The 23,084-nt window shown below is 64.2% G+C and carries 20 protein-coding genes; 11 read left to right on the top strand and 9 right to left on the bottom strand.

What is annotated here, in order from left to right:
* Window positions 1-102: 102 nt before the first annotated feature.
* Window positions 103-2,085 carry a serine hydrolase domain-containing protein gene (locus tag ACRECS_RS00585; protein ID WP_431581007.1) on the top strand — a complete coding sequence of 661 codons (1,983 nt, stop codon included), beginning with the start codon at window positions 103-105 and terminating at the stop codon, window positions 2,083-2,085.
* Window positions 2,086-2,135: 50 nt separating this feature from the next.
* Here ACRECS_RS00585 and ACRECS_RS00580 read toward each other — a convergent pair whose 3' ends face one another.
* The 8 genes from ACRECS_RS00580 to ACRECS_RS00545 form a co-directional block, all read right to left on the bottom strand.
* A complete protein-coding gene (locus ACRECS_RS00580; protein ID WP_431581006.1) occupies window positions 2,136-3,320 on the bottom strand; it encodes a CaiB/BaiF CoA transferase family protein in 1,185 nt (394 codons plus the stop codon).
* Window positions 3,317-4,240: a hydroxymethylglutaryl-CoA lyase gene (locus ACRECS_RS00575; RefSeq protein ID WP_431581005.1), complete on the bottom strand. Its 924-nt coding sequence runs from the start codon at window positions 4,238-4,240 to the stop codon at window positions 3,317-3,319. Before ACRECS_RS00575 ends, ACRECS_RS00580 begins: the two co-directional genes overlap by 4 nt.
* Window positions 4,237-4,857 (bottom strand): 3-isopropylmalate dehydratase small subunit, encoded by a 621-nt coding sequence (gene leuD, locus ACRECS_RS00570; RefSeq protein ID WP_431581004.1) that lies wholly within the window; start codon window positions 4,855-4,857, stop codon window positions 4,237-4,239. Before leuD ends, ACRECS_RS00575 begins: the two co-directional genes overlap by 4 nt.
* Window positions 4,857-6,317, bottom strand: coding sequence for a 3-isopropylmalate dehydratase large subunit (locus tag ACRECS_RS00565; protein ID WP_431581003.1), 1,461 nt, complete (start codon window positions 6,315-6,317; stop codon window positions 4,857-4,859). Before ACRECS_RS00565 ends, leuD begins: the two co-directional genes overlap by 1 nt.
* A gap of 91 nt (window positions 6,318-6,408) precedes the next feature.
* Complete coding sequence (locus ACRECS_RS00560; protein ID WP_431581002.1) at window positions 6,409-6,894, bottom strand: nuclear transport factor 2 family protein; 486 nt, start codon at window positions 6,892-6,894, stop codon at window positions 6,409-6,411.
* A gap of 12 nt (window positions 6,895-6,906) precedes the next feature.
* A complete protein-coding gene (locus ACRECS_RS00555) occupies window positions 6,907-8,400 on the bottom strand; it encodes an aldehyde dehydrogenase (protein WP_431581001.1) in 1,494 nt (497 codons plus the stop codon).
* Window positions 8,397-9,143, bottom strand: a complete 747-nt coding sequence (locus ACRECS_RS00550) for a hypothetical protein (protein ID WP_431581000.1) — start codon at window positions 9,141-9,143, stop codon at window positions 8,397-8,399. Before ACRECS_RS00550 ends, ACRECS_RS00555 begins: the two co-directional genes overlap by 4 nt.
* Window positions 9,140-10,333 (bottom strand): FAD-dependent oxidoreductase, encoded by a 1,194-nt coding sequence (locus ACRECS_RS00545; protein ID WP_431581118.1) that lies wholly within the window; start codon window positions 10,331-10,333, stop codon window positions 9,140-9,142. The genes ACRECS_RS00550 and ACRECS_RS00545 overlap by 4 nt, the downstream gene beginning before the upstream one ends.
* Before the next feature lie 140 nt (window positions 10,334-10,473).
* Between ACRECS_RS00545 and ACRECS_RS00540 the strand changes: the two genes are divergently transcribed.
* The 7 genes from ACRECS_RS00540 to ACRECS_RS00510 all read left to right on the top strand — a co-directional run bounded on the left by ACRECS_RS00540 (window position 10,474) and on the right by ACRECS_RS00510 (window position 19,665).
* Window positions 10,474-11,679, top strand: a complete 1,206-nt coding sequence (locus tag ACRECS_RS00540; protein ID WP_431580999.1) for a methyltransferase domain-containing protein — start codon at window positions 10,474-10,476, stop codon at window positions 11,677-11,679.
* 30 nt (window positions 11,680-11,709) lie between these two features.
* Window positions 11,710-13,050 carry an MFS transporter gene (locus ACRECS_RS00535; protein WP_431580998.1) on the top strand — a complete coding sequence of 447 codons (1,341 nt, stop codon included), beginning with the start codon at window positions 11,710-11,712 and terminating at the stop codon, window positions 13,048-13,050.
* 28 nt (window positions 13,051-13,078) lie between these two features.
* A complete protein-coding gene (locus ACRECS_RS00530; protein WP_431580997.1) occupies window positions 13,079-13,927 on the top strand; it encodes an alpha/beta fold hydrolase in 849 nt (282 codons plus the stop codon).
* Window positions 13,928-14,143: 216 nt separating this feature from the next.
* Window positions 14,144-16,450 (top strand): TonB-dependent receptor, encoded by a 2,307-nt coding sequence (locus tag ACRECS_RS00525; protein WP_431580996.1) that lies wholly within the window; start codon window positions 14,144-14,146, stop codon window positions 16,448-16,450.
* Window positions 16,451-16,524: 74 nt separating this feature from the next.
* Window positions 16,525-16,821 carry a hypothetical protein gene (locus tag ACRECS_RS00520; RefSeq protein ID WP_431580995.1) on the top strand — a complete coding sequence of 99 codons (297 nt, stop codon included), beginning with the start codon at window positions 16,525-16,527 and terminating at the stop codon, window positions 16,819-16,821.
* Window positions 16,822-16,829: 8 nt separating this feature from the next.
* Window positions 16,830-18,806, top strand: a complete 1,977-nt coding sequence (locus tag ACRECS_RS00515; protein ID WP_431580994.1) for an FAD-dependent oxidoreductase — start codon at window positions 16,830-16,832, stop codon at window positions 18,804-18,806.
* Between the two features lies 1 nt (window position 18,807).
* A complete protein-coding gene (locus tag ACRECS_RS00510) occupies window positions 18,808-19,665 on the top strand; it encodes an SDR family NAD(P)-dependent oxidoreductase (RefSeq protein ID WP_431580993.1) in 858 nt (285 codons plus the stop codon).
* Between the two features lie 17 nt (window positions 19,666-19,682).
* On the opposite strand, the gene ACRECS_RS00505 is transcribed toward ACRECS_RS00510, so the two are convergent.
* Window positions 19,683-20,084 carry a GlcG/HbpS family heme-binding protein gene (locus tag ACRECS_RS00505; protein WP_431580992.1) on the bottom strand — a complete coding sequence of 134 codons (402 nt, stop codon included), beginning with the start codon at window positions 20,082-20,084 and terminating at the stop codon, window positions 19,683-19,685.
* 78 nt (window positions 20,085-20,162) lie between these two features.
* Here ACRECS_RS00505 and ACRECS_RS00500 point away from each other — a divergent pair, with 78 nt between their 5' ends.
* The 3 genes from ACRECS_RS00500 to ACRECS_RS00490 all read left to right on the top strand — a co-directional run bounded on the left by ACRECS_RS00500 (window position 20,163) and on the right by ACRECS_RS00490 (window position 23,084).
* Window positions 20,163-20,939 carry a GntR family transcriptional regulator gene (locus tag ACRECS_RS00500; protein WP_431580991.1) on the top strand — a complete coding sequence of 259 codons (777 nt, stop codon included), beginning with the start codon at window positions 20,163-20,165 and terminating at the stop codon, window positions 20,937-20,939.
* A complete protein-coding gene (locus ACRECS_RS00495; RefSeq protein ID WP_431580990.1) occupies window positions 20,939-21,868 on the top strand; it encodes a hypothetical protein in 930 nt (309 codons plus the stop codon). The genes ACRECS_RS00500 and ACRECS_RS00495 overlap by 1 nt, the downstream gene beginning before the upstream one ends.
* 91 nt (window positions 21,869-21,959) lie before the next feature.
* Complete coding sequence (locus ACRECS_RS00490) at window positions 21,960-23,084, top strand: class I SAM-dependent methyltransferase (protein ID WP_431580989.1); 1,125 nt, start codon at window positions 21,960-21,962, stop codon at window positions 23,082-23,084.

Raw genomic sequence — 23,084 nt, 5'->3', positions numbered from 1 at the left:
ATACGGTCCTGATCGGAGAAGATTTTTAATATGTGAAAAATTCTGGTTGCATGTTCCCAATGTGTGTATTAGTACGCTATTACACATAATGGGGAGTGGGTTATGAGAAAGAGGTTGGCGCTTGCCGCCATGGTCATCGCCGCAGCCACAGCCTGGCCGGCGATTTCGCAACGTCCGGTGCCGCCCCCGCCTTCCCTCCCACAACCCGCTGTCGCCGCATCCGCCACCCCTGTCGAGCCGGCATCGACCACCCCTCAGCTTACTGCGCCTGATGTCGCCACCTGGCTCGACGGTTTCGTCCCGGCGACGATCAAACAGGGCAAGATCGCCGGTGTGCAGGTCGTGGTGGTCAAGGACGGCCAGATCCTCGTCAAAAAGGGCTATGGCTATGCCGATGTCGCGACCAAGAGGCCGATGGATCCGGATCGGACCACGGTGCGCATCGGCTCGACATCGAAACTGTTCACCTGGACGGCGGTGATGCAACTTGTGGAGCAGGGCAAGATCGACCTTAACGCCGATGTGAACCGCTATCTCGACTTCAAGATTCCTGCGCGCGCCGGTCGTGCGATCACCATGAATGACCTGATGCGGCACCGGGGCGGATTCGAGGAAGGGCTGAGGGATGTCCTGGAGTCGGACCCGAAGCGACTCCAGACCAACGAGACCTATCTCAAGGAACATCTGCGTCCGCGTCTCTTTCCGGCCGGCGCCGTCCCTGCCTATTCCAACTACGGCACGTCGCTTGCGGGCTATATTGTAGAGCGCGTCTCGGGCGAGCCGTTCGACACTTATGTCGAGCGCCATATCTTCGCACCGCTGCACATGGCGCACACCACGTTTCGTCAGCCATTGCCGGCGCGCTTCGCGGCCGATGCGTCCAAGGGCTATATGCAGGACAATGTGCCGCCGAACGCGTTCGAGCTCGTCACCACCGCGCCTGCCGGCAGTGTCAGTGCGACCGGCGCGGACATGGCGAATTTCATGATCGCTCATCTGCAGGACGGGCGTTTCGATAATGCCCAGATCCTGCGGCCTGAGACCGCCCGGCTGATGCACACCCCAGCGGTGCCGGCGCAGCCCGGCTTCGATGCCCTGGCGCACGGCTTCTTTCATGGCCATCGCAATGGGCAGCTGGTCATCGGACATGGCGGCGATACGGTGGTTTTCCATACCGACATGAACCTGCTGCCAGAAAGCGGAGTCGGCATTTTCGTCAACTTCAACAGCCGCGGTGAAAATGGCGCAGTTTACGGCGCGCGTGACCGTCTGTTCGATCTGTTCATGGATCGCTATTTCCCGGCGGCACAGGCCAAGGATCCGCCCGCGATCGCGTCGGCAGCCGAACATGCGCGGGCGATTGCCGGACGTTATGAAAGCTCCCGGCGCATCGAGTCCGGTTTCCTCGGCCTGTTCTATCTGTTGCAGCAGGACGTGGTGACCGCCAATGATGACGGCACCATCAGCCTAGCCTCGATTGAGGATCGCAAGTTCCGCGAAATCGCGCCCGGTTTGTGGCGAGAATTGGGAGGCACGCGACAGCTTCAGGTGACGACCGCCGATGGGCGCCGCACGATTGCCGACAGCAGCAACCCTACTGCGGTGCTCCAGGCGGTCTCGCTCGCGCGAAATGCACTCCTCAACCAGATCGTTGCCGGGCTTTCGTTGCTCGTGCTGTTCGCCACCCTGTTCATCTGGCCGGTGCGTGCCTGGCTAAGGCGGACCTACAAGCTGCCGGCGACGGCGACGGGCCGTGCGGCACTGGTGCAGACCCTGGCGCGCGCCGCCGCCGCTGGGGACATCGTCTATCTGCTGGGTTGGTACACCACTCTGGCGCCGATTCTGCAGAACAAGCTGGACGTGTACAATGGTGGCATGGACGGTTGGATCCGCATGATGCAGGTCGCTGCGATCCTGCCGCTGGCCGGTGCCGTGATCGGGTTGTGGAATGTGTGGCTCACGTTCCGCACAGGCGGTCGGACGCGGGGCGCCAGGGCGCGCAGCGTCCTTCTTGCTGGAGCCCTGATCGGCATCCCATGGTTCGCCTGGATGGGAAGTCTGATCAATTTCAATCTGAACTATTAAGATGATCCTCCGCCGGCTTCCTTCACGGGAGCCGGCGGAAGGCCGCATCGTCATCGGGTTCCGGGATGGCCCGTTCGGTCGAGCAGATCCGCAATTTCCTCGGCTGAGTATCCGAGTTCCGAAAACACCCGCACCATATCGACACCTGGTTGCGACAGGGTGGTCGGTCCGCCCGGACGGGCACCCGCCATTTCGACAGGGAGCGTGGGCAGCGCCGCCGTGGTGCCGTTGGCCAATATCACCGGCTCCAGCCCGCCGGAGTCATTGAGATGGCGGTCCGCCGCCATGTCTTCCGGCCGGCCGATCGGCGCGAAGGGTAGCCCGGTTCCTTCCAATTTCGCGATGATCTCGTCGCGTGTGAAGCGCGTCACCAATGTGCGGATCACCGGCAGAATCCGGTCGCGGGCATGGACGCGGTCATTATTGTGGCGCAGGCTCTTGTCCGCCCAGAGCTCGTCCAGACCGAACAGGGCGCAGAATTTCTCCCATAGCGTATCGCTGACCACGCCGATGAAGATCGGATGGTCCCTGGTCTCGAAAATATCGTAGATCGCCCAGGCCGAAATGCGCGCCGGCATTGGCGCCGCTGCGTCGCCAGTCACTGCCTTTTGCGCCATATGCTGGCCGACGAGATAGACGGTGGTCTCGAACAGCGATGCCTGAACCTTCTGGCCGCGACCAGTGCGATGCCGCTCCTCGATCGCCGCCAGCGTCGCGATCACTCCGAACATGCCGCCGGTCACGTCGATCACGCTCGACCCTGCGCGCAAGGGGCGGCCGGGCGGGCCGGTCATATAAGCGAGCCCGCCCATCATCTGTGCGACCTCGTCCAGCGCAGTGCGCCCTTCATAGGGTCCGGGCAGGAAGCCCTTGAGCGAGCAATAGACCAGGCCGGGATTGTCCGCCGCCAGCGTATCGTAATCGAGACCGAGCCGGTCAAGCGCACCGGGACGGAAATTCTCGATCAAGATGTCGGCGCTGGCGACGAGCCGCTTCGCCGCCGCCAGTCCCTCAGGTGATTTCAGATTGAGGCACAGGCTTGCCTTGTGGCGATTGTACATGGGGAAATAGCCGGCGCCTGAGCCGATCAGGCCCCTTGTAGGGTCGCCGCCGGGCGGTTCGACCCGAATCACTTCGGCGCCCAGGCCGGCCAGGATCGCACCGGCCGCCGGGCCCATGACCATATGCGTGAACTCGATGACCCTCAGGCCGGCAAGCGGCATTGGCCCACTCATGCCGTCCGCCGATCAAGTCCGAGCGGCAGCCCTGCATCCGGGGTGAAGCCATATAATGGCTCTCCCGGCAAGGCGTCCGCAAGGATCGCGCGGACCCGCATCAACGCGTCCAGGTCGATGCCGGTCTCATAGCCCATGGCAGCCAGCATGAACGCCAGATCCTCTGTCACGATATTGCCCGAAGCGCCCGGTGCGAACGGGCATCCGCCCAGGCCGCCGAGCGACGCATCCAGCGTGGTGATCCCTTCCTCCAGCCCGGTCAGTGCATTGGCGAGGCCGAGCCCGCGGGTATTGTGGAGGTGAAGGCTGTTGAGCCGCGCGTCGCCCACCGCCGCCTTCACTTTGCGCACCAGTCGCCTGACCTGTGCTGGACCGGCATAACCGGTCGTGTCGGAGAGGCCGACCTCGGCGGCGCCGGCGGCGATCGATGCTTCTGCAAGGCGGACGACGGTGTCTTCCGGCACATGGCCTTCGATCGTGCAGCCGAACGCGGTCGACAGGCCAACCTCGAAATGAGGCGGGTCTTCCTCTTGCGCGACCCGCTGCGCGATTGCCGCGATCTCCGCCACCATCTCGGCGTGATCCTTGCGCACATTCTTCAGGCTATGCGTTTCGGACATCGAGAAGGGGATGGAGAGTTTCCGCGCACCCGCTTTGATCGCCAGTTCGGCTCCCTTGAGGTTGGGCACGAGCACCGCGACGGAAAGGCCGGGGATCGTGGCGGCGAAGGCGACCAATGCGGCAGTGTCCGCCATTTGCGGCAACAGGCTGCCCGGCACGAAGCTGCCCACCTCGATCTCGCGCACGCCGGCGGCGGCCTCGGCGGCGATCCAGGCTTTTTTCGCCTCGAGCGGCATGATGCGGTCGATCGATTGCAGCCCGTCGCGAGGGCCGACTTCGCTGATCAATATGGCTGTCATGATATGGCTTCCAGGTAGATCCAGGGTCGCGCAATGCGGTCGGCAGCATGGAACGCGGTGATTGCCGCGGCGTGTCGCGTGGTGAGGTCGATCGCGTCGAGCCCCTGGGCGAGCATCGCCTTCGCCTCGGCATCGATGGCGAACGACGCGCTGATTTCTCCCGATGTCACGGTCTGGGCAAGCAGATCGATTGCAACCGGGCGTCCCGTCGCGGCGATGGCGAGGATCGCGGCGGCGTCGAGGGTGACCGGAATGATGCCGTTGGTGACGCAATTGCCGCGAAAGATCGGTGCAAAGCTTGGTGCGATCACGGCGCGGAAGCCATATTCATGCAGCGCCCACACGGCATGCTCGCGGCTCGATCCGCAGCCGAAATTCTCGCCCGCGAGCAGGATCGGGGCTTGGGCAAAGGCCGGATGGTTAAGGATGAAATCCGGATCGGGAACACGGCTCCCCGGCTCGAGATAACGCCAGCCTGCGAACAGGCCTTCGGCGAGCCCGGTCTTGCCCACGCTCTTGATCTCGCGCGACGGGATGATCGCATCGGTGTCGACATTGGCGCGCAGCAGGGGTGCGGCCATGCCGGATACCAGCGGGACAGGGGCGAAGGCGGACATCAGCGCACCCCTGCCCCGGCGGCGAAGGCAGGCGCATGATTATCCGCTCCGGCATCATCCAGCACAGGCAGCGGCGGCCAGTCGCGCGGATCGGCGATCGCGCCGGCAAGCGCACTGGCCGCGACCGTTTCCGGACTGGCGATATGCGTGCGGACACCCGGGCCTTGCCGCCCCTCGAAATTGCGGTTGGTGGAGGAGACGACGCGCGCGCCTGGCGCGAAGCCATCGCCCCCGGCGTAAAAGCACAGCGAACAGCCGCTCATGCGCCAGTCGAATCCCGCATCGATGAATATCCGGTCGATCCCTTCCGCTTCCGCGGCGCGGCGCACGGCGGAGGAGCCGGGGACGATGATCGCGGTCACGCCCTCCGCGACATGGCGGCCGCGCACGATCGCGGCGACGCGGCGCAGATCGGCAAGCCGGCTGTTGGTGCAGCTGCCGATAAAGGCCGCATCGATCGGCGTGCCGAGCAGCGGCTGGCCCGGGGTGAGCGCCATATAGTCGAATGCTCTGGCGCCGATCGAGGCATCGGGTGGTGTCGGGATCGGTGAATCGATCGGCACTGAATCCTGCGGGCTCACGCCCCAGCTCATCATTGGCGCTATGCTATTTGCGTCCATCACGATCTCGCGGTCGAACACCGCACCCGGATCGGTGACGAGCTGGCGCCAGGCGGCGAGCGCTGCGTCCCAGGCCGGACCGCGCGGGGCATAGCGGCGGTCCTTCAGATAGTCGAAGACGATGTCGTCGGGGGCGACGAAGGCAGTCATCGCGCCGAACTCGGCCGCCATGTTGCACAGGGTAAGCCGCCCCTCTAGATCGAGCGCGGCCACCGCCTCGCCGGCGAACTCGATCGCGCGCCCCTTGCCACCGCCGGCACCGTGCGTTGCGATCAACGCCAGCGCCATATCCTTGGCGGTCACGCCTGGCCTCAGCCGGCCCGAGAAGGTGACGCGCATCGTTCCCGGACGGCGCACGCGCAGCGTCCCGGTCGCCATCGCATGCTCGGCCTCGGTCGAGCCGATGCCCCAGGCGAGCGCGCCCAGTGCGCCCTGGCTGCAGCTATGGCTGTCGGGACAGACCAATGTCGCGCCAGGCAGGACGATGGCGAGTTCGGGCGAAATGACATGGACGATGCCCTGATCGGGGTCCTCGACATCGAACAGGCGGATGCCCGCCTTGCGGGTTTCCTCGCGGGTCGCCTCGAGAAAGGCCGCGCCGCCCGGCACGCGCGTGCCGGTACGGCCGGGCAGCGTGTCGACGATATGATCGGTCACCGCGAACACCCGGCGCGGATCGGCAACGCAGCGGCCGCTGGCGGCTAACGAGCGCAGCGCGACCGACCCGGTACGTTCGTGCAGAAACACCCGGTCGATCGCCACCAGATCTTCGCCCATGCCCAGCGACGCGACGACATGGGCATCCCAGAGTTTGGCGAAAAGAGTGCGTGAATTTGTCATAGTGTTATGTCTAATGCCCTAACCGCAGGCCATTGAAACATCAATGTCCCCAGGCGGCTTTTTCGGGCTGCAGCGAAAATTCGGCTATATTTCAATAGCTGATGCCCTTCGCGGCAAGGCGGGCATGGAGTGCCGGCTCGACTGCGTCTTCATGCGCCCGGCGGAGCTGGACGATCGAGGCGAGCGGTGCCTCGACATAGTGAAACATTCGCCAGCCCTCCGGCTTCAGCCGCAATGCCGCGGTGATCCGCACCGGGCCGCCGAACGGCCGGGGATAGAGTCGCGACCCGGGGATGTAGGTGCTCCAGTTAGCGTCGAAGAGGATGACCGCAAACCCCGGGGCGGCTTCTTTCGCGGTCAGATTCTTCCACGTCACGAGCCGTTCGGACTTTGACCGGTCGATGCCCCAATAGCCGAGCACAGCCTCCCAGCCGATATGCGGGTCGCATTCCTCGGCGAGGTAGATCGGCAGCTGATCCTCCTCGTCCCAGCAGGCCTTCATCGCCGGCACGTCATAGCGGTTCCAAGCCTCGAAATAGATGTCCAGCCAGGCGGCGATTGCCGGTTCGATCGACATCGGCATTCTCCCTTACTGCATGCCCAGCTTGCGCAGCCCAAGCGGACGGCGCGGGATGCTGACGGTCTTCTGGCGGGTGTAGAAAGCCTCGCAGGCGCGTCCGCCCTCGGCGCCGACCCCTGAATCGCCATAGCCGCCAAAGGGCGCGCGCAATTCGCGCATCATTGGCGTGTTGCACCAAACGATGCCGCTCGACAGTTGGTCCTGCGCCTCCATGATGGTGGCGATATCCTGCGACCAGACATAGCTGACCAGGCCGAAGCGTGTGCCGTTGGCGAGGGCATAAGCCTCTTCCGCCGTGTCGAAGATCGTGATCGCGGCGAACGGGCCGAAAATCTCGTCCTGGCAGATGCGGTCATTGATATCGGCGACGGTGACCACGGTCGGCTCGATGTAATTGCCATGGTCGAACCCCGGCGCCCGGCGCCCACCGGCCAGAACTCGTACGCCGGCGCGATCGGAGGTTGGCACGAAACTCAGCACATGATCGAGATGCCGCCGGGAGGCGAGCGGACCGATTTCAGTATCGGGTGCGAGCGGATGGCCGATCCGGAGCGCCCTGGCGCGGGCCACGAACGCTTCGATGAAGCGGTCGGCAATGCCGCGCTGGACGAGAATGCGCGAGCCGGCGAGGCATTGCTGGCCATTGGTGGTGAAGATGCTCAGCAACGCCGCGTCGAGCGCCTGGTCGAAATCGGCACTGTCGAAGACGATGTTGGCGGACTTGCCGCCAAGTTCCATCGTTGCCGGCTTCAGGCCCTGGCCGGCCGCGGCCATGATCGCACGCCCGGTGGCGGTGCCGCCGGTGAAGGAGACGAGATCGACCTGATCATGGCGGACCAGCCGGTCGCCGGTCGTGGCGCCGCGGCCATTGACCAGGTTGACCAGACCGGTGGGCAGGATTTCCTGAAGCAGCTCGACGAGCCGGTCGATACCGAGCGGTGCCTGTTCCGATGGCTTGATGATGCAGGCATTGCCGAAGGCGATGGCGGCGGCGATCTTCATCGATCCGAGCGCGATCGGCGCGTTCCACGGCGCGATCAGCGCGGCGACGCCGACCGGTTCGCGACGCACAAAGGTCAGGTAATTGGGATCCTGTTCGTACAGCTCGGACGCGGACTGGCCGATATAGTCGGCGAAGAAGCGAAAATTATAGGCGGCACGAGCAATCTGCCGGTCGCGCACCTGGCCGATCGGAATGCCGGTATTGGCGGTCTCCAATATGGCCAGCTCATCGGTGGCGGCATCGATGCGGTCGGCACAGGCGCGCAGCGCCGCCTGGCGCGCCTCCACGTCCATGCGCCGCCATGGCCCTTCAAAGGCGCGGCGTGCGGCATCGACCGCGCGGTCGACCAGCGCGTCGTCCGCTTCAGCGATTTCGATGATGACCTCCTCGGTCGCGGGATCGATCACAGCGATCGGCGCACCGGGCGCCGTGGTGATGGTTTCGCCGTCGATGATGGCGCTGACCGCGGGGATCGTTCCGGGGATCGGGGTGGAGATCATGACAGGGATCCTTGGATTGCGGCACGGCAGCGCGCGCGCCAGTCGGGAAGAGGCTGGCCCAACTGGGCGAGCAAAGCTTCGGCAAGAGCGAGATTGGACGAAAGGATTGGCGGCGAGCCCGACGGCGGGTCGGCGATCAGCGGCAATGATGGCATGCCCGTGCCGGTGATCAGGATAACATCGGCGGAAACGACGCCAAGGTTGGCGAGCGAGGCCCGCGCGTCCGTGCTGCCGAGCGCGTAGATGCCGCGCGTGTCGGTACCGGCGATGGCGGCATTCCCCACCGCGACGGGTGCGAAGCCCTGCGCCCGCCAGTGCGCGACGGCGGCCTGGCCAAGCGCGGCGGGATAGGGCGAGACAAGTGCGATGCGGTGTGCGCCCAGCGCGCGCAGCTTCCGGGCGATAGCCGCTGCTGCGGTGATGACCGGATAGCCGTAATGGGCCTCGGCCGCCGCGACGATCGCTGCCTCACGTTCGGGCGCGACGAGATAGGAAGCGGCGGTGCAGGCGAAGCCGAAGACGTGCGGGCGGAGCGTGTCGAAGCTCTCCAGCGCCGGCTCAAGCCGCTCGATATAGTCGCGCAGCCGGTCCTCCGGCGCTTCGGCCCGGCTGGTCAGCCGCGTGGTGACGCGCAGGATCGTCGGCGGCAGCAGGATCGCCATTTCCGCTTCAACCGTCGGATTGGCCTGCGGCGTGCCGATCCCGACAACGCCGTTGCGGCCATAATCATTGCCAGCACTCATGCGATCGCCGCAGCGAGGCGCAGGCCGGCGATCATCGAGCTTCTCAACAGATGCTCGCGCGCGCGCTCAGGGTCGTCGGCGATCCGCTGCAGGTCGGTGAGCATTTCGCGGCGTTTCGCAATGTCGCGTTCCTGCATGCGGGCGCGGTTGCGGTCCGACTGGCCGAGTATCTCGGCCAGCGCGACTGGCCGCCGTCGGCGGGTATAGCGGTCAAGCAGCGATGCCTCGGCACCGTTCCAAACCTGGGCGAGCGTATCGACCAGTTCGAACGCGTCATGGATACCGCCATTCATGCCCATGCCGCCGGATGGTGAGTTGACATGTGCGGCATCGCCGGCAAGCAGCACCCTGCCGGAGCGATAATTTTCGACGATGCGCATATGAATCCGATAGGCGCGGACCTCCAGTACCTCATAGTCGCAGTCGCGCGGTACGATCGCCTGTAGCTTGCGCTGGATGCTCTCCGGCTGGAGGCCGTCCTCGATCGATTCTTCCGGATCGGGATAGAGGCTGCAGCGCCAAACATGGGGGAGACGCAGCAGACTGAACGTGCCTTTCTTCTTCCAGACATAATTGACGTTGGACAGGTCGGGCAAATATTCCTCGAACGGAAAGGTCGTTGTCCCGAGGATTGTCGTTTCGGGATAGGTCTTGCCGTCAAAGGCGAACCCCATATTGCGTCGCGCGGCGCTCCGCGACCCGTCGGCGCCGATCAGATAGCGGCCCTCGATCGCCTCGACCTTGTCGTCCCGGCCGATCAGCACGGTGACCTGGTTCGCATCCTGCGCGACCTGCTCGATCCGCGTGCCCATCCGCACCTCGCCCTTGCCTTCTGCCAGCACGTGATCGAGCAGCAGCCGGCAGAGTTTCGATTGCTCGCATTGCAGGCGGTATGGGTGGCGCGTGTCGGCGGCGATCGCGGCGAGATCGAAGACCGCGCGTTCGCCGGTTTCGTGCATCCGGATCTGCCAGGTCGGGCTGATCAGGCCCATGGCGATCAGTGGTGCGGCAAGACCCAGGTCGTCGAGCATATCGAGCGTCGGCGGATGAAAGGTCGAGGCGCGCAGATCGTCGGCCAGGACCTCTTCGGCCTCGACCAGTATGAAGGGGATACCGAGGCGACCGAGCAACAGCGCCGCGATGAGGCCCACCGGCCCCGCTCCCGCGATGATAACCTTGTTTCGATCCACCCTTGACACCGCGCTACTCCCCGCAGATGATTTGTACTAGATGTATGGCAAATCGATTAGGTGCAACGTCTTTTTTTTCGATTATGGTGTGATCCGGCAGGATGGTCGATAGCGATCCGCTGAGCTTCAGGAGGTCATTGATGACGAATCAGGCCGGGATGGCGGGCGCGAATGCGCCGGACACGATCCCCGATATCGAGGCACTGGCCGTCGCGACTCATGACGAGATCGGCCGGCAGCGATTCTGCAGTGCGCTGCGTCGTCATGCGATTCAGGATATGGCGGGTGCTCTGGAGCGCGATTTCCGGGACCGGGTCGGACCCGCCGCCGAGGCGAAGGGGGTGCGGTTCGACGATTGGCGCGAGATCGACCGGGCGATGGAAAGCGCGGCATCGTACCGTTTCTACAGCAGCGTGCGGTACAATGCCCAGGAGATGTGCTTCCTGTCGGTCCAGTCGCAGGTCGAACGTGCGCTGCCGGCGATGATCGAGGTCGCACGCGACGCCGCGGCGCTGAGCCCGGCGGGCGGATCGCTGCGGCTCGACCCGGCGCTGGTGGCGCCGCGCTATGTCGATGCGCTCGACGTGCACCTCATGCCCGGCTGCTTCCACAGCGAATATGCCGAGGACGATGTCGCGCAGGGCGCGGTGGCGAGCCTCGGGTCGCGCGTGTTCACCGCCAATCAGAACCATCGCAGCTGGGGTGGAGTCGCGCGGGTCATTTCGCGCTGGCTGAAGACCGATCATCCCCGCCTCGTGCCGCGGCGGATGCTCGACATCGGCACCAGCTCGGGCAAGAATCTGCTTCCTTATGTCGAGGCTTTTCCGGGCGTCGAGGCACACGGCGTCGATGTTTCCGCTCCGCTGCTTCGCTACGGCCATGCACTGGCCGAACATGAAGGCGTGGCACTGCATTTCAGCCAGCAGAATGCCGAGGCGCTGAACTATCCCGACGGCCATTTCGATCTCATCGTCTCGAGCTTTTTCTTCCATGAGATCCCGGTGAAGGCGGCGCGGCTGGTGCTCGCCGAATGCCGCCGGCTGCTCGCGCCGGGCGGGATGATCGTCCATCAGGAACTGCCCTCCTCGCATCTGGTCGATGCCTATGAGGATTATTTCTGGAACTGGGATACGCTCAACAACAATGAACCGGCCTATACCGCCTGGCGTGCCGAGGATCATCGCGCGCTTTGCATCGAGGCCGGCTTCGATCCGGCAGAGACGTTCGCGCTGATCCTCCCCGATACGGGTGCCTTTCCGGCGCGCGGCACGGCATTTGCCTGGGATGAGCCGGGCCGGCCGATGCACGGCCGGGGCGGCTGGTACGTATTTGGCAGCAAGATCTAGATCGACAAAATTCGTCAAAAGGGAATGATGATGGAGCAGCGGACGCATTCGATCGCTTATCAATGGTATGTCGTCGGCTTGTTGCTGCTGGTCTTCATCCTGTCCTATTTCGACCGGTACATCCTCACGCTCATCATCGAACCGATCAAGCACTCGCTTCATCTGAACGATTTCCAGGTCGGGCTGCTGCTCGGCCCGGCCTTTTCGCTGTTCAACGTGCTGATGGGTATTCCGCTTGGCTGGTATGCCGACCGGGCGAGCCGGAAATGGATCCTGATCGCCGGCATCGTCTTCTGGTGCGCGATGACCACCGCGAGCGGCTTCGCGACAAGTTTCGCGCTGCTGCTGCTGCTGCGTCTCGGCCTTGGCCTGGGCGAAGCGGTGGTCAGCCCTTGCTCGGTCTCGATGATCAGTGACTATTTCGACCGGCCGCGCCGGGGCCGCGCGATCAGCGTCTATATGGCCGGCCCCTATCTTGGCGCTGGCCTTGCCTTTCTTGTCGGCGGCAATCTGGTTGGTTGGCTGACGACGATGGGCCACACGCATTTCCTCGGCGTGGGGCCGTTCGAGATGTGGCAGATGGCGTTCTTCCTGGTCGGCATTCCGGGCTTTGTCTTCGCCGGGCTGATGCTGACGGTGCGCGAGCCGGCGCATAGCGAGCGGATCAGCGACACCGGCCAGCCCAGAATCAGCGCCTTTCGCTATATTCTCGCACGCTGGCGCGGCTTCGGCGCGCTGTTCATCGGTGCCACTTGCAATTTTGCGATGAGCACGCTGACCTTCTGGAACGTGCCGTTGTTCCAGCGTGTCTGGGGCTGGGATATCGCCACGATCGGCACCGTCACCGGGCTGTTCTATTTCACTGCCGGACCGATCGGCACCGCGATCGCGGTCTGGATGACGCGCCATTTCCTCAAACGGCATGCCGATGCAGCAATGCGCGTGCTGCTGCTCGGGCTGGTGATAGGGGTGCCGATGAGTGCGCTCTATCCGGTAATGCCGACTGCGCAGCTCGCCGTGGCGGCGATGTTCGTCGCCTTTATCGGCAAGTCGATCGCCACCGCAGGCGGGCCGTCGGCGCTGTCGTTGGTGACGCCGGGCGATATCCGCAGCCAGTCGGTGGCGATCTTCAACACCGTCATCACTCTGGTCGGACCGCTGCTCGGGCCGCCGATCATTGGCTGGGCAACCGATTATTCGGGCGATCCGAAATCGATCGGTGTGGTGCTGTCGATCTTTGTGGTGTGCGTCGGAATCCCGTCGATCCTGTTCGTGATCCTGGGCCTGAAACATTATCGCCGCGCGCTGGTCGAGCTTGAGGCGACCCTCGATGTGCTCGATCCGCTTGCCGTCACGCTGGCAAAGGCCTGATGTCACGATGCGTTAACCCGGTCGCGCAATGAGTATTCCGGCAACCGGTGCGCTTCCCGGCGAGCGGCGAGGCTATGTCCAATGTGGCGACCGGCAGGTTCATTATCGCGAACAAGGCAGCGGGCCGGCGGTGGTGCTTGTGCACCAAGCGCCCTGGGCGTCGATCCAGTATCGCCAGGTCATGCCGCTAATCGCTGCCGCGGGGCTCCGCGCGATCGCGCCGGACCTGCCTGGGCATGGCCTCTCCGATCCGCTGGCCGATCCGACGATCGAGGGTTTCGCGACGCTCCTGCCATCGCTGCTCGATACGCTCGGCGTGGCGCAGGCGGTAATTATCGGTCAGCATGGTGGCGCACTGGTCGCGGGGAGGATGGCGGCCGCCTACCCCGATCGTGTCGCAGCACTCGCGCTGGACAATGCGCCGCTCTACACGCCCGAGCAGCGCGCTCGGCGGTTGGCGGCAATCGACGAAACGCAGACGATCGCGCCGGACGGCAGCCATTTGCTCGATCGCTGGTCGCTGGTGCGTCGGATCGCCGAGCCCGACTGGAGCGACGAGACACTCCATGTCTCGGTACTCACCTATTTCGCCAACGGGCCGACGCGCGAGCACGGTCATCGTGCTGCGGCGCGATACGATTTCTCATCCGATCTGGTGCGAATCGCTTGCCCTACACTGGTTGTCGCGGGACTGACCGATCCGGTTTTCTCATCCGGCCTTCAGTTGACCGAGTGTCGGCCGGACTGGGATTATATCGAACTACCCGGCGGTGCCGTCATGTTGCTGGAACGTCCAGAAACATGGTGCGCGGCCATCCTGCCCTTCCTGAATACCCATCTTGGAGTGCCTCAAAAACTAGCACTTGATTTGCACTAATCTTAGTACATAATCGTGAAATTAGCTTGGCGGATCCCTGCAGGGAACGGGGTCGGCGAAGGAGAATGAGAGCCGCATCAACGCGGCCGGTTGCGCAGTGGGAATGTCACTTACGGCTTCGGAATGAACAGGCCGTCCCAATCGACATAAAGGGAATGACGCGAAATGACTGGTAACTCGAAGAGGATCGGGACGGCCTTCGGACTGGCTCTGTTGATGAGCTCGACCGCGGCGCTTGCTCAGACGGCGCCGGACGCGTCCCAAGCGCCGGCAGCGACGCCGGAAACGCCCCAGGCCGACGCAGGCGACACTGGCGGGATGGCCGACATCGTCGTGACGGCGCAGCGTCGTTCGGAAAATCTGCAAAAGGTGCCGCTCGCGGTCAGCGCCTTCACCGCGCAGGAACTCGACCTTCGCCAGGTGTCGCGCACGCTCGACCTGATCGCCTATGTTCCCAATCTGATCGGGCACAACAATACCGCGCTTGGCACAGCCAATGCCTATACGCTGCGCGGCCTGGGCAATACGGAATCGATCGCGACCTTCGACGTGCCGGTCGGCACCTATGTCGATGACGTGTATCTGTCGCGTCAGGGCGCGAACAATTTCTCGTTCTTCGATGTCGAGCGCGTCGAGGTGCTGCGCGGCCCGCAGGGCACATTGTTCGGCCGCAACACCACTGGCGGCGCGATCAACGTGGTCATGAAGAAGCCGGGCGAGGAGTTCAAGGGCTTCGTCGAGGCCGGCTATGGCCGTTATAATCGCACCCAGCTGCGCGGCTCGGTCGACATCCCGATCATTGCGGAAAAGCTGCTCACCAAGGTCTCGGCCTATTTCACCGACGGTGACGGCTATGTCTATAATCAGACCACTGGTGAGCGGCTCAACGGCGATCGCAGCTGGGGCGTACGTGGTGCGATCCGCGGCCTGCTGTCCGACTCCGTGACCTGGGACCTGTCCTCCGACTATACCTATGCCAATGGCTCGAACCTGGTGAACTTCTATCGCGACAGCGACAAGAAGCGGATCGACTTCACCAAGCTTCGGACCGATAAACCGCTTGGCGGAATCGTCTCGCCCGATCTTGCCGACAACACGCTCGGCAATACCGCCCGGTCCTATTCGTTCATCTCGAACCTGCAGGTCGAGGCGGGCGCGGCGACGATCAACTTCATCACCGGTTATCGTCATCTCTATCAGGAATATGTCACCGACAGCGCCGACAGCCGTAACATCGCGTCGGTCATCTACAACGATTATGACTATATCTCGTCGAGCCCGGGCACCACGACCGTGCTGGCCAATGACAGCTATCACCAGCAATTCACCCAGGAGATCAAGATCACCGGCAAAGCGTTCAATGGCCTGCTCGATTATGTCGGCGGCTTTTATTATCTGAACGAAAAGAACCGGACGATCTTCGCCAACGTCAATGTGCCGCTGGTCGGATCGCCGACCGTGACTCAGGACCGTACCGTCAATAACGGGACTGAAGCCTATGCGGGTTATGCCCAGTTCGACCTTCATCCGATCAAGCCGCTGACGCTGACCGCGGGTATCCGCTACACCGACGAATTCAAGGACATCCAGTTCGCACCCAATCCGAACAGCCTGCCGCGCTCGGGTGCCAACAATCAGCCTTTCTCGACTATCGACGTCACCAATGCGGGCATTCCGGTCACGCAGCGCGCCCGTGTCTGGACCCCGCGATTTGCCATCAACTATCAGATCGATCCGGACGTGATGCTCTTCGTTTCCGCGACCAAGGGCTTCAAGTCCGGTGGCTGGAATGCGCGCGCCAATTATGCCGCGCTGGCGGTGCCGTTCACGCGCGAAACCATCTGGTCGTACGAAGCCGGGATCCGCTCGGAATTCTTCAACCGTCACCTGCGCGTGAACCTGACCGGCTTTTCCTATGTCGATCGTGATTTCCAGCTGCCTGCCGGCTATCTCGATCCGGTCACCAACACGATCCTCTACCTCACCCGCAACTTCGCCGATCTCAAGAATTACGGTCTGGAAGGCGAAATCAATGTGGTGCCGGTCAAGGGCCTGAACCTCTATTGGTCGTTCGGCATCCAAAAAGCGCGCTACGAGAATCTGAACCCGGCGGTCTATGCACAGATCGCGCGCTGCAAGGCGGGCATCATCGCCAATAACTGCAATGCCGGCATCGTCACGCCGACCGGTGAGATCGCCGAGCCGGTTCGTGTGCCGCGCTTCTCGTCGACGCTCGGTGCCAATTATACCTTCCATCTCAACGACACGGTGTCGCTCGTGCCGAGCGCGGCGTGGGAATATACCGACGGGTCCTGGGTCGCGACCTCGGCCGATCCGCGCGGCTATCAGAATGCCCACAGCCTGTTCAATTTCGGCCTCTCGCTGCGCAGCAGTGCACTGGGCGCATCCCTGACGGCGGAGTGCACCAACTGTCTGGACAAGACCATCAAGACCTCGTTCCTGATCTACCCGTATCTCAATGAACCGGGGCGCTGGATGTTGCGCCTGCGCAAGGACTTCTGATCGGGGTTGTACTGGAAGAGCGGCAGGGCGCATCCCTGTCGCTCTTCGATTTTGAGTCGCGAAAAGGTGCCAGTATGGCGAAGACACCCCCGGGCGAGGTAAGCCTGCCACGCGTCAGCAAGGGTAAGCGGCCGCAATTCTTCGACGATCCGTCGATCGATCAGATGATGACGTTCCTGCTCGAACTGATGGCCGAGACATCGGCGTTGCGCGACCGGGTCGATACGATTGAGCGACTGCTCGACGAGAAGGGCGCTGTGAGCCGCGCCGATATCGAGGCCTATCGCACCGACGATGCGGTCGAGGCTGAACGCACCGCCTGGCGTAAGGGCTTTATCGAGCGCGTGCTGAGGATGCACGCGCCGGCCTGAGCCCCGTCGTGACCGCCTATCCGCATCTGTTCTCGCCGGTCAGGATCGGTACGCGCACGCTGCCCAACCGCATCGTTCACGCGTCGATGTCAACGCATTACGCCGATCGCGGCGGGGTGACCGATCGATTGATCGATTATCACGTCAATCGCGCGCGGGGCGGCGCGTCGCTGCTGGTCAGCGAACCCATGGCCATGCTGCACTGGCACAGGCTGCCGACCCGGCCGATGGCCTTTACCGCGGAGAATGAAGCGGCTTTCGCCCGCTGGGCGACGGCGGTGGAGGCGGCGGGCGGACTCATGCTCGGCCAGGTGCAGGACAATGGCCGCGGCTTTCGCGGTGGTGGGCGCAACGACTATGCTTTCGGCGCGTCGGCATTGCCGGACGATCTGAGCTGGACGATTCCTCATGCTCTTTCGACCGATGAGGTGCGGCGCATGATCGACGAGTTCATCGCTTCGTCGTTGCGCCTCGCCCGTGCGGGCTTTGCCGGGGTGGAGATTTCCGCCGGACACGGTCATTTGTTTCACCAGTTCCTGTCGCCTCAGGCAAACATCCGCGAGGACGCCTATGGCGGCGACCGTGCCAACCGTGTGCGGCTGCTGACCGAACTGGTCGAGGGTCTGCGCGCAGCATGCGGCCGTGACTTCCTGATCGGCGTGAAGCTGCCCGGCGAGGATGGCGTTCCCGGCGGCGTGGATCTGGCCGAGGCGGCGGCGATCACTGCGCTGGTCCAGGCGACTGGCGTGCCGGATTATCTGACCTGGTGCTGGGGCGCGCATGGCGACACGCTGGGCGAGCATCTCCCCGATCTCCATGGGCCGCGCGCGCCCTATGTCGACCGTATCGCGGCGCTTGGCCGCTCCGCCCCCGGTACGCCGATCGGTGCGCTGGGGCTGATCACCGATCCCAATGAGGGCGAGCGCATCGTCCGTGACGGGCTTGCCGATCTCGTCATGCTCGCCCGCCCTTTGGTTACCGATCCGGCCTGGGGCGCGAAGGCGCGCGCGGGACGGGAGGCGGAGATCCGCTACTGCGTCTCGTGCAACACCTGCTGGCACATGATCACCAGCGGCCGGGGATTGCTGTGCGACAATAATCCGCGCGTCGGTGCCCCGGACGAGGCCGACTGGCAGCCGGACCTCGCTCCCGTCCGTCGGCGGGTCGCTGTCGTCGGGGCGGGAATCGCAGGGATGGAAGCTGCCTGGGTCGCGGCCGCGCGCGGACATAACGTGACGGTGTTCGGCGCAGGCGACGAGGCGGGCGGCAAGACACGGCTGCATGCCTTGCTGCCGGGTGGAGAGAATCTCAGCAGCATCTACGACTATCAGCGGCTGCGCGCTGACCGCTGCGGCGTGCGCTTTCGGCTTGGCCGCCATGTCGATGCGCAGGAAATACTGGCGATCGCGCCCGACCATGTCGTTCTGGCGACCGGCTCGACCCCGTCCTGGCCGGCGTTCCTGCCCGACATCTATCGCGGCGAGGGCCTCTTTCCCGATCTGCGCGAAGCAGTCGCGATGCTGGCCGGCTTCGCCACGCGCCAGCCCGGGACGGCGGTGATCTACGATCAGGACCACACTGCCTTCACCTATGATGCCGCCGAATTGCTCCACACCAAATTCGATCGCGTTGTCCTGCTCACCCCGCGCGACCGGATCGCGAGCGATGCGGCGGTGGTCGTGCGCCAGGGCGCCTATCAGCGGCTCTACCGGCTGGGCGTTGAGATCGTCACCTCGGCGCGGCCGCTGCCGGACTCCCGGTTCGAGGAAGGGGAGGTCGCTTATGCCAATATCTATAATGTGCAGCGTGGGCTGATCCGCGACGTCGCGCTGTTCACCTATGCGACGCCGCGGAGGCCCGATGACGCGCTTGCCGCCGATCTGCGTGTCGCCGGCGTGCCCGTGACGATCATCGGCGACGCCTATGCGCCGCGCACCGTGTTGACCGCGACGGCCGAAGGCTACCGCGCTGGAATGGAGATCTGACATGACGATGTATCCCGATATCGCGGGCAAGGTGGCGGTGATCACCGGCGCGGGCCGCCGCAAAGGTCTGGGCGAGGCGATCGCGCGCAAGCTCGCTTCCGACGGCGCGCGTATCGTGCTTCATGATCTCGGCCGGACCGCCGGTGACATGGCCCCCGCGCACGGCATTGGCGGCGATGACGAGATGCAGGCGGTGGCCGAGGATATCCGGGCGATGGGTGCGGAGGTTTCGACCTTTGCCGCCGATATGCGCGTCGAGGATGAGGTCGCGGGGCTGGTCGCGCACGCCGTCGCCAGCTTTGGCCGGCTCGACATTTTGGTCAACAATGCCGGGGTCGGCTATCTGTTCGGCCCGTTGATCGAGGCGACGCAGGATCGCTGGGATACGGTGCTCAACGTCAATCTGCGGGGCGCCTTCTTCGCGATGAAGCATGCCGCGAAGCAGATGCTATCGCAGGACATCGAGCAGGGCTGGGGCCGGGGCCGGATCGTGTCGATCGCCAGCCGGGCGGCGAAATCCGGTTCCGCGCTGACCTCCTCCTATGTTGCCTCGAAACATGGGCTGGTCGGTCTTACCCGATCGGCGGCGATGGAGCTTGGGCCCGAGCAGATCACGGTCAACGCGGTCTGCCCCAACCATGTCACGACTGGCCTGGGTGAATGGCAGAACGACTATATGGCGAAGATGCGCGGGCAGAGCGTCGAGGAGTATCTGGCGGCGATGCGCGGGCGCATCCCGCTTGGCCGGGTAGGCGAAGTGGACGACACCGCCAATGCCTGCGCCTTTCTCTGCTCGGGGCAGGCGCGCTACATCACCGGCGAAGCGATGAACGTGTCGGGCGGCGAGGAGATGCATTGAGCATCGCGTCCGCTGGCTCAGCCGTTGAGCGTGTCGAGTCCGGCTTGTGCGACGCCTTCGTCGTCGTCCGGACGACCGCCCGAAATCCCGACCCCGCCGACGCAGACACCTTGTGCGACGATCGGCAGTCCGCCTTCCATCGGCAGATATTCGGTGAGCCGGAGCAAGGCCGGCTCGTTCACCACCCGCTCGGCCAGGATGCGGGTCGATCCACGCATCAGCGCCGCGGTGCGCGCCTTGGCCAGTGCGACCGACGGCGTCATCGCGCCGGCGCCGTCCATCCGTACGAGACGCAGCGGATAGCCGCCGTCATCGACGATCGCGACTGACATGGTGAGACCGCGCCTTGAGGCCTCGGCGAGTGCGGCGGCGAGCATCGGGTCCAATTCGGCGGTGGTGAGCACTGGCTTGGTTTTCATCAAAGGCTTCTTTCCGTCGTGGCGCCGATCGGGCACTATCGGCTTCAAGGGCAGAGTAAAACCGTGGAGCGTAATCCTTTGAAAAAAACCGACGATGAAATCAGTGGCATCGATCGCCTGCATGCAGTGCCACTCTATCACCAGATTTTCCTACGCCTGCGAGAGGAGATCACCAGCGGCGAGCGCGCGAATGGGTCGCGCATGCCGACCGAACAGGAACTCGCGGCCAGTTTCGGCGTCTCGCGCATCACTGCCCGGCGCGCGCTTGCCGAACTCGCCAGCACCAATCTCGTCGCACGCAAGCGCCGCGTCGGCACTCATGTCATCTTCGAGCCGCCCGCGCGCCCGATCGAGGGCAGCATTGACCAGGCGATCGAATCGTTGCTGACCTTTGGACGATCGACTCAGGTCAAGCTGATCGAACTCGACGAGGCGCCGGCACGTGCACCGATCAGCGACGCTCTTGGAGTGGCGGCGGGGACACCGTTGATCCGGGTCGTGCGCGTCCGCTGGCTCGAAGGCGAACCGCTCGGCCATCTCCTCAGCTATGTCCCGGCCGATCTGGGTGAGCACATCACCCGAGCGGCTCTCCGCACCACGCCGATTCTGGCGCTGATCGAACAGGCCGGGGTCAAGATCGGCAGCGCGACCCAGACCATCTCGGCAACGCTGGCCGATGCGTCGCTGGCCGCCGCGCTGTCGGTCGAGATCGGCGCGCCGATCCTGCGTATCAGCCGTACGGTGATCGATACCAACGGGCGGCCGGTGCAGCACATCCTCGCCCAGTATCGCCCCGACCGCTATCAGATCCGCCTCGACCTGCACAAAAACAAGACGGACCTGCATTTCGGCTGATGGCGGACTGGACCTCCACCTCGACGCCCCGCTTGTCGCGCTTCCGCATGGCGACGATGGGGGCTCCGGATCTCGACCGGCTGGAGCATTGCTATGTCGAATGGCTGGGCTACCGGGTGCGCGAGCGTGGGGCGGTCTCCCCTGATCTCGCCATTGGGTGGGGGGCGGCGGGGATGGCGGGACGGCGCTATCTGATCCTGAGCAGCGACGGCGCGGACGATGTCCATATCCGTGCCGTCGAGACCGATGCGATTGCGGATTATCGCCCGCTGACCAGCTTCGGCTGGAACGCGTGCGAGATCATCGTCGACGATGTCCATGCGCTCGCCGCGCGGCTACGGGACTCACCGTTCGAGATCATTGATGGGCCGAACCCGCTCCAGTTCATGCCCTCGATCGAGGCGATGCAGCTGATCGGTCCGGCCGGCGAATGCCTCTATCTGACGATGGAGGGGGGCGACCGCACCACATCGATCCTGCCCAGTCCGCGTGCGGCGGTTGACCGGCCCTTCATCCTGGTCGTGGCCGGTCCCGATTTTCCGGAGATGCACCGCTGGTACGTCGATCGCTTCGATCTGCGTCAGCGCCCGATCCGCGATGCGCGGGTGCGGATTATCCAGCGCGCCCAGGGGCTTGCGCCGGAAGAGAGCTTCCCGCTCACCACGCTCGGCTTGGCCGAACATGGCTTCTTGATCGAGCTGGACGGCTATCTCACCGGGCCGGGTCGCATGGCCACACCGCGCGCGACTGCGCCGGGGATGCTGCCGATGGGCAATGCAATGGCGAGTTTCGAGATCGACGACATCGCGCGGGTCGAGGATATTGCGATCATGCCGCCAGTGGTTCGTGACGGTCTGGGCTATGATGGTGGGCGAAGCTGTACCGTCATCGGCCCGGCCGGCGAGCTGATTGAGCTGATCGAACGCTGAGGTTAATTGTATCAATGCTAGAACAAAACAATTGCTCTGCCGGTCTTAACGACATAGCATGGTCCCTGTCACTGTTTCGAAGGAGTGCGTCGTGAAGGTCCGCGATCTCCAGCATGAGGTGCTGCCACAGGCGACACCCGAGGAACTGAGCCGCCAGCGCGCGGTCGTGTCGCTGCGCAAGCTGCTCAATGCCCGCGTCCGCTCCGGCAATGTCGCGCGTTACGACAGCGAAGGCGCGCCGGCCTTTACCGCGCGGCAGGGGCGCCAGCCGCAATCGCCCGAGGAAATTCGCGCCGCCCTGTTCGAATCGCAGCGTTACCGGATGTGGAGCGCGGCCAATCGCTCGGCGCAGGAGATGCTGTGGGTGTCGGTCGGCGAGCCGGTCTATCGCGATCTCGATCGGATGAGCGCGGCGGCGCGTGCGCTGATCGATGCGCCGGAGCGCAAAGGGTCGCTCACGCTCGATCCGGACTATGATCCCTCACCCGAAGTGGCGGATATCGACATTCATCTCCAGCCCGGCGGCTATGGGCTCGACCGCGGCCCGGACGATGTGGTCGCGGGCGCGCTGTACGAAACCGGCGGCAATGTCTTTTCGTTCGGTCAGGGTGCGGGACGCTCGGACAGCAAAACCGGCGTTGCTGTGCGCCTGCTCGGGGAGCATTTTCCGGGTTTCACGCCGCAGCGGATCCTCGATCTCGGCTGCTCGGCGGGCGCGGCGTCGGCCGCCTATGCCGCGACCTATCCCGATGCCGATGTGCATGCAGTCGATATCGGCGCGGGCATGCTGCGCTATGCCCATGCGCGGGCCGAATCGCTCGGCGTCGCGGTGAATTTTCATCAAATGGATGCGTCGGCATTGTCGTTCGCGGACGACAGCTTCGACCTCGTCGTCTCGCACAATCTGCTGCACGAGATCGGCGCGGAGAAGCGCGGGGGCATGATCCGCGAAGCCGCGCGCGTGGTGCGGCCGGGCGGTATCGTCATTCATCAGGACGTCTCGATCCGGTTCGAGCCGACGATCGTGCATCAGGTCGAGCGCGACTGGGATACGCATTTCAACAATGAACGGCATTGGCAAACCTATGCCTCGGCCGATCTGATCGCCGATATGCAGGCCGCCGGGTTCGACCCCGACTCGATCGTCGAGCATAATCTGCCGGCGGTGCAGGGGGCGATCCGCTGGTATGCGATCACTGCGCGGAAGCAGGGCTGA

Source organism: Sphingomonas sp., from assembly GCF_050725575.1.
Classification (GTDB): domain Bacteria; phylum Pseudomonadota; class Alphaproteobacteria; order Sphingomonadales; family Sphingomonadaceae; genus Sphingomonas.
Note: the sequence above shows the minus strand (reverse complement) of the source record. Positions and strands in the feature narration are given on the sequence as shown.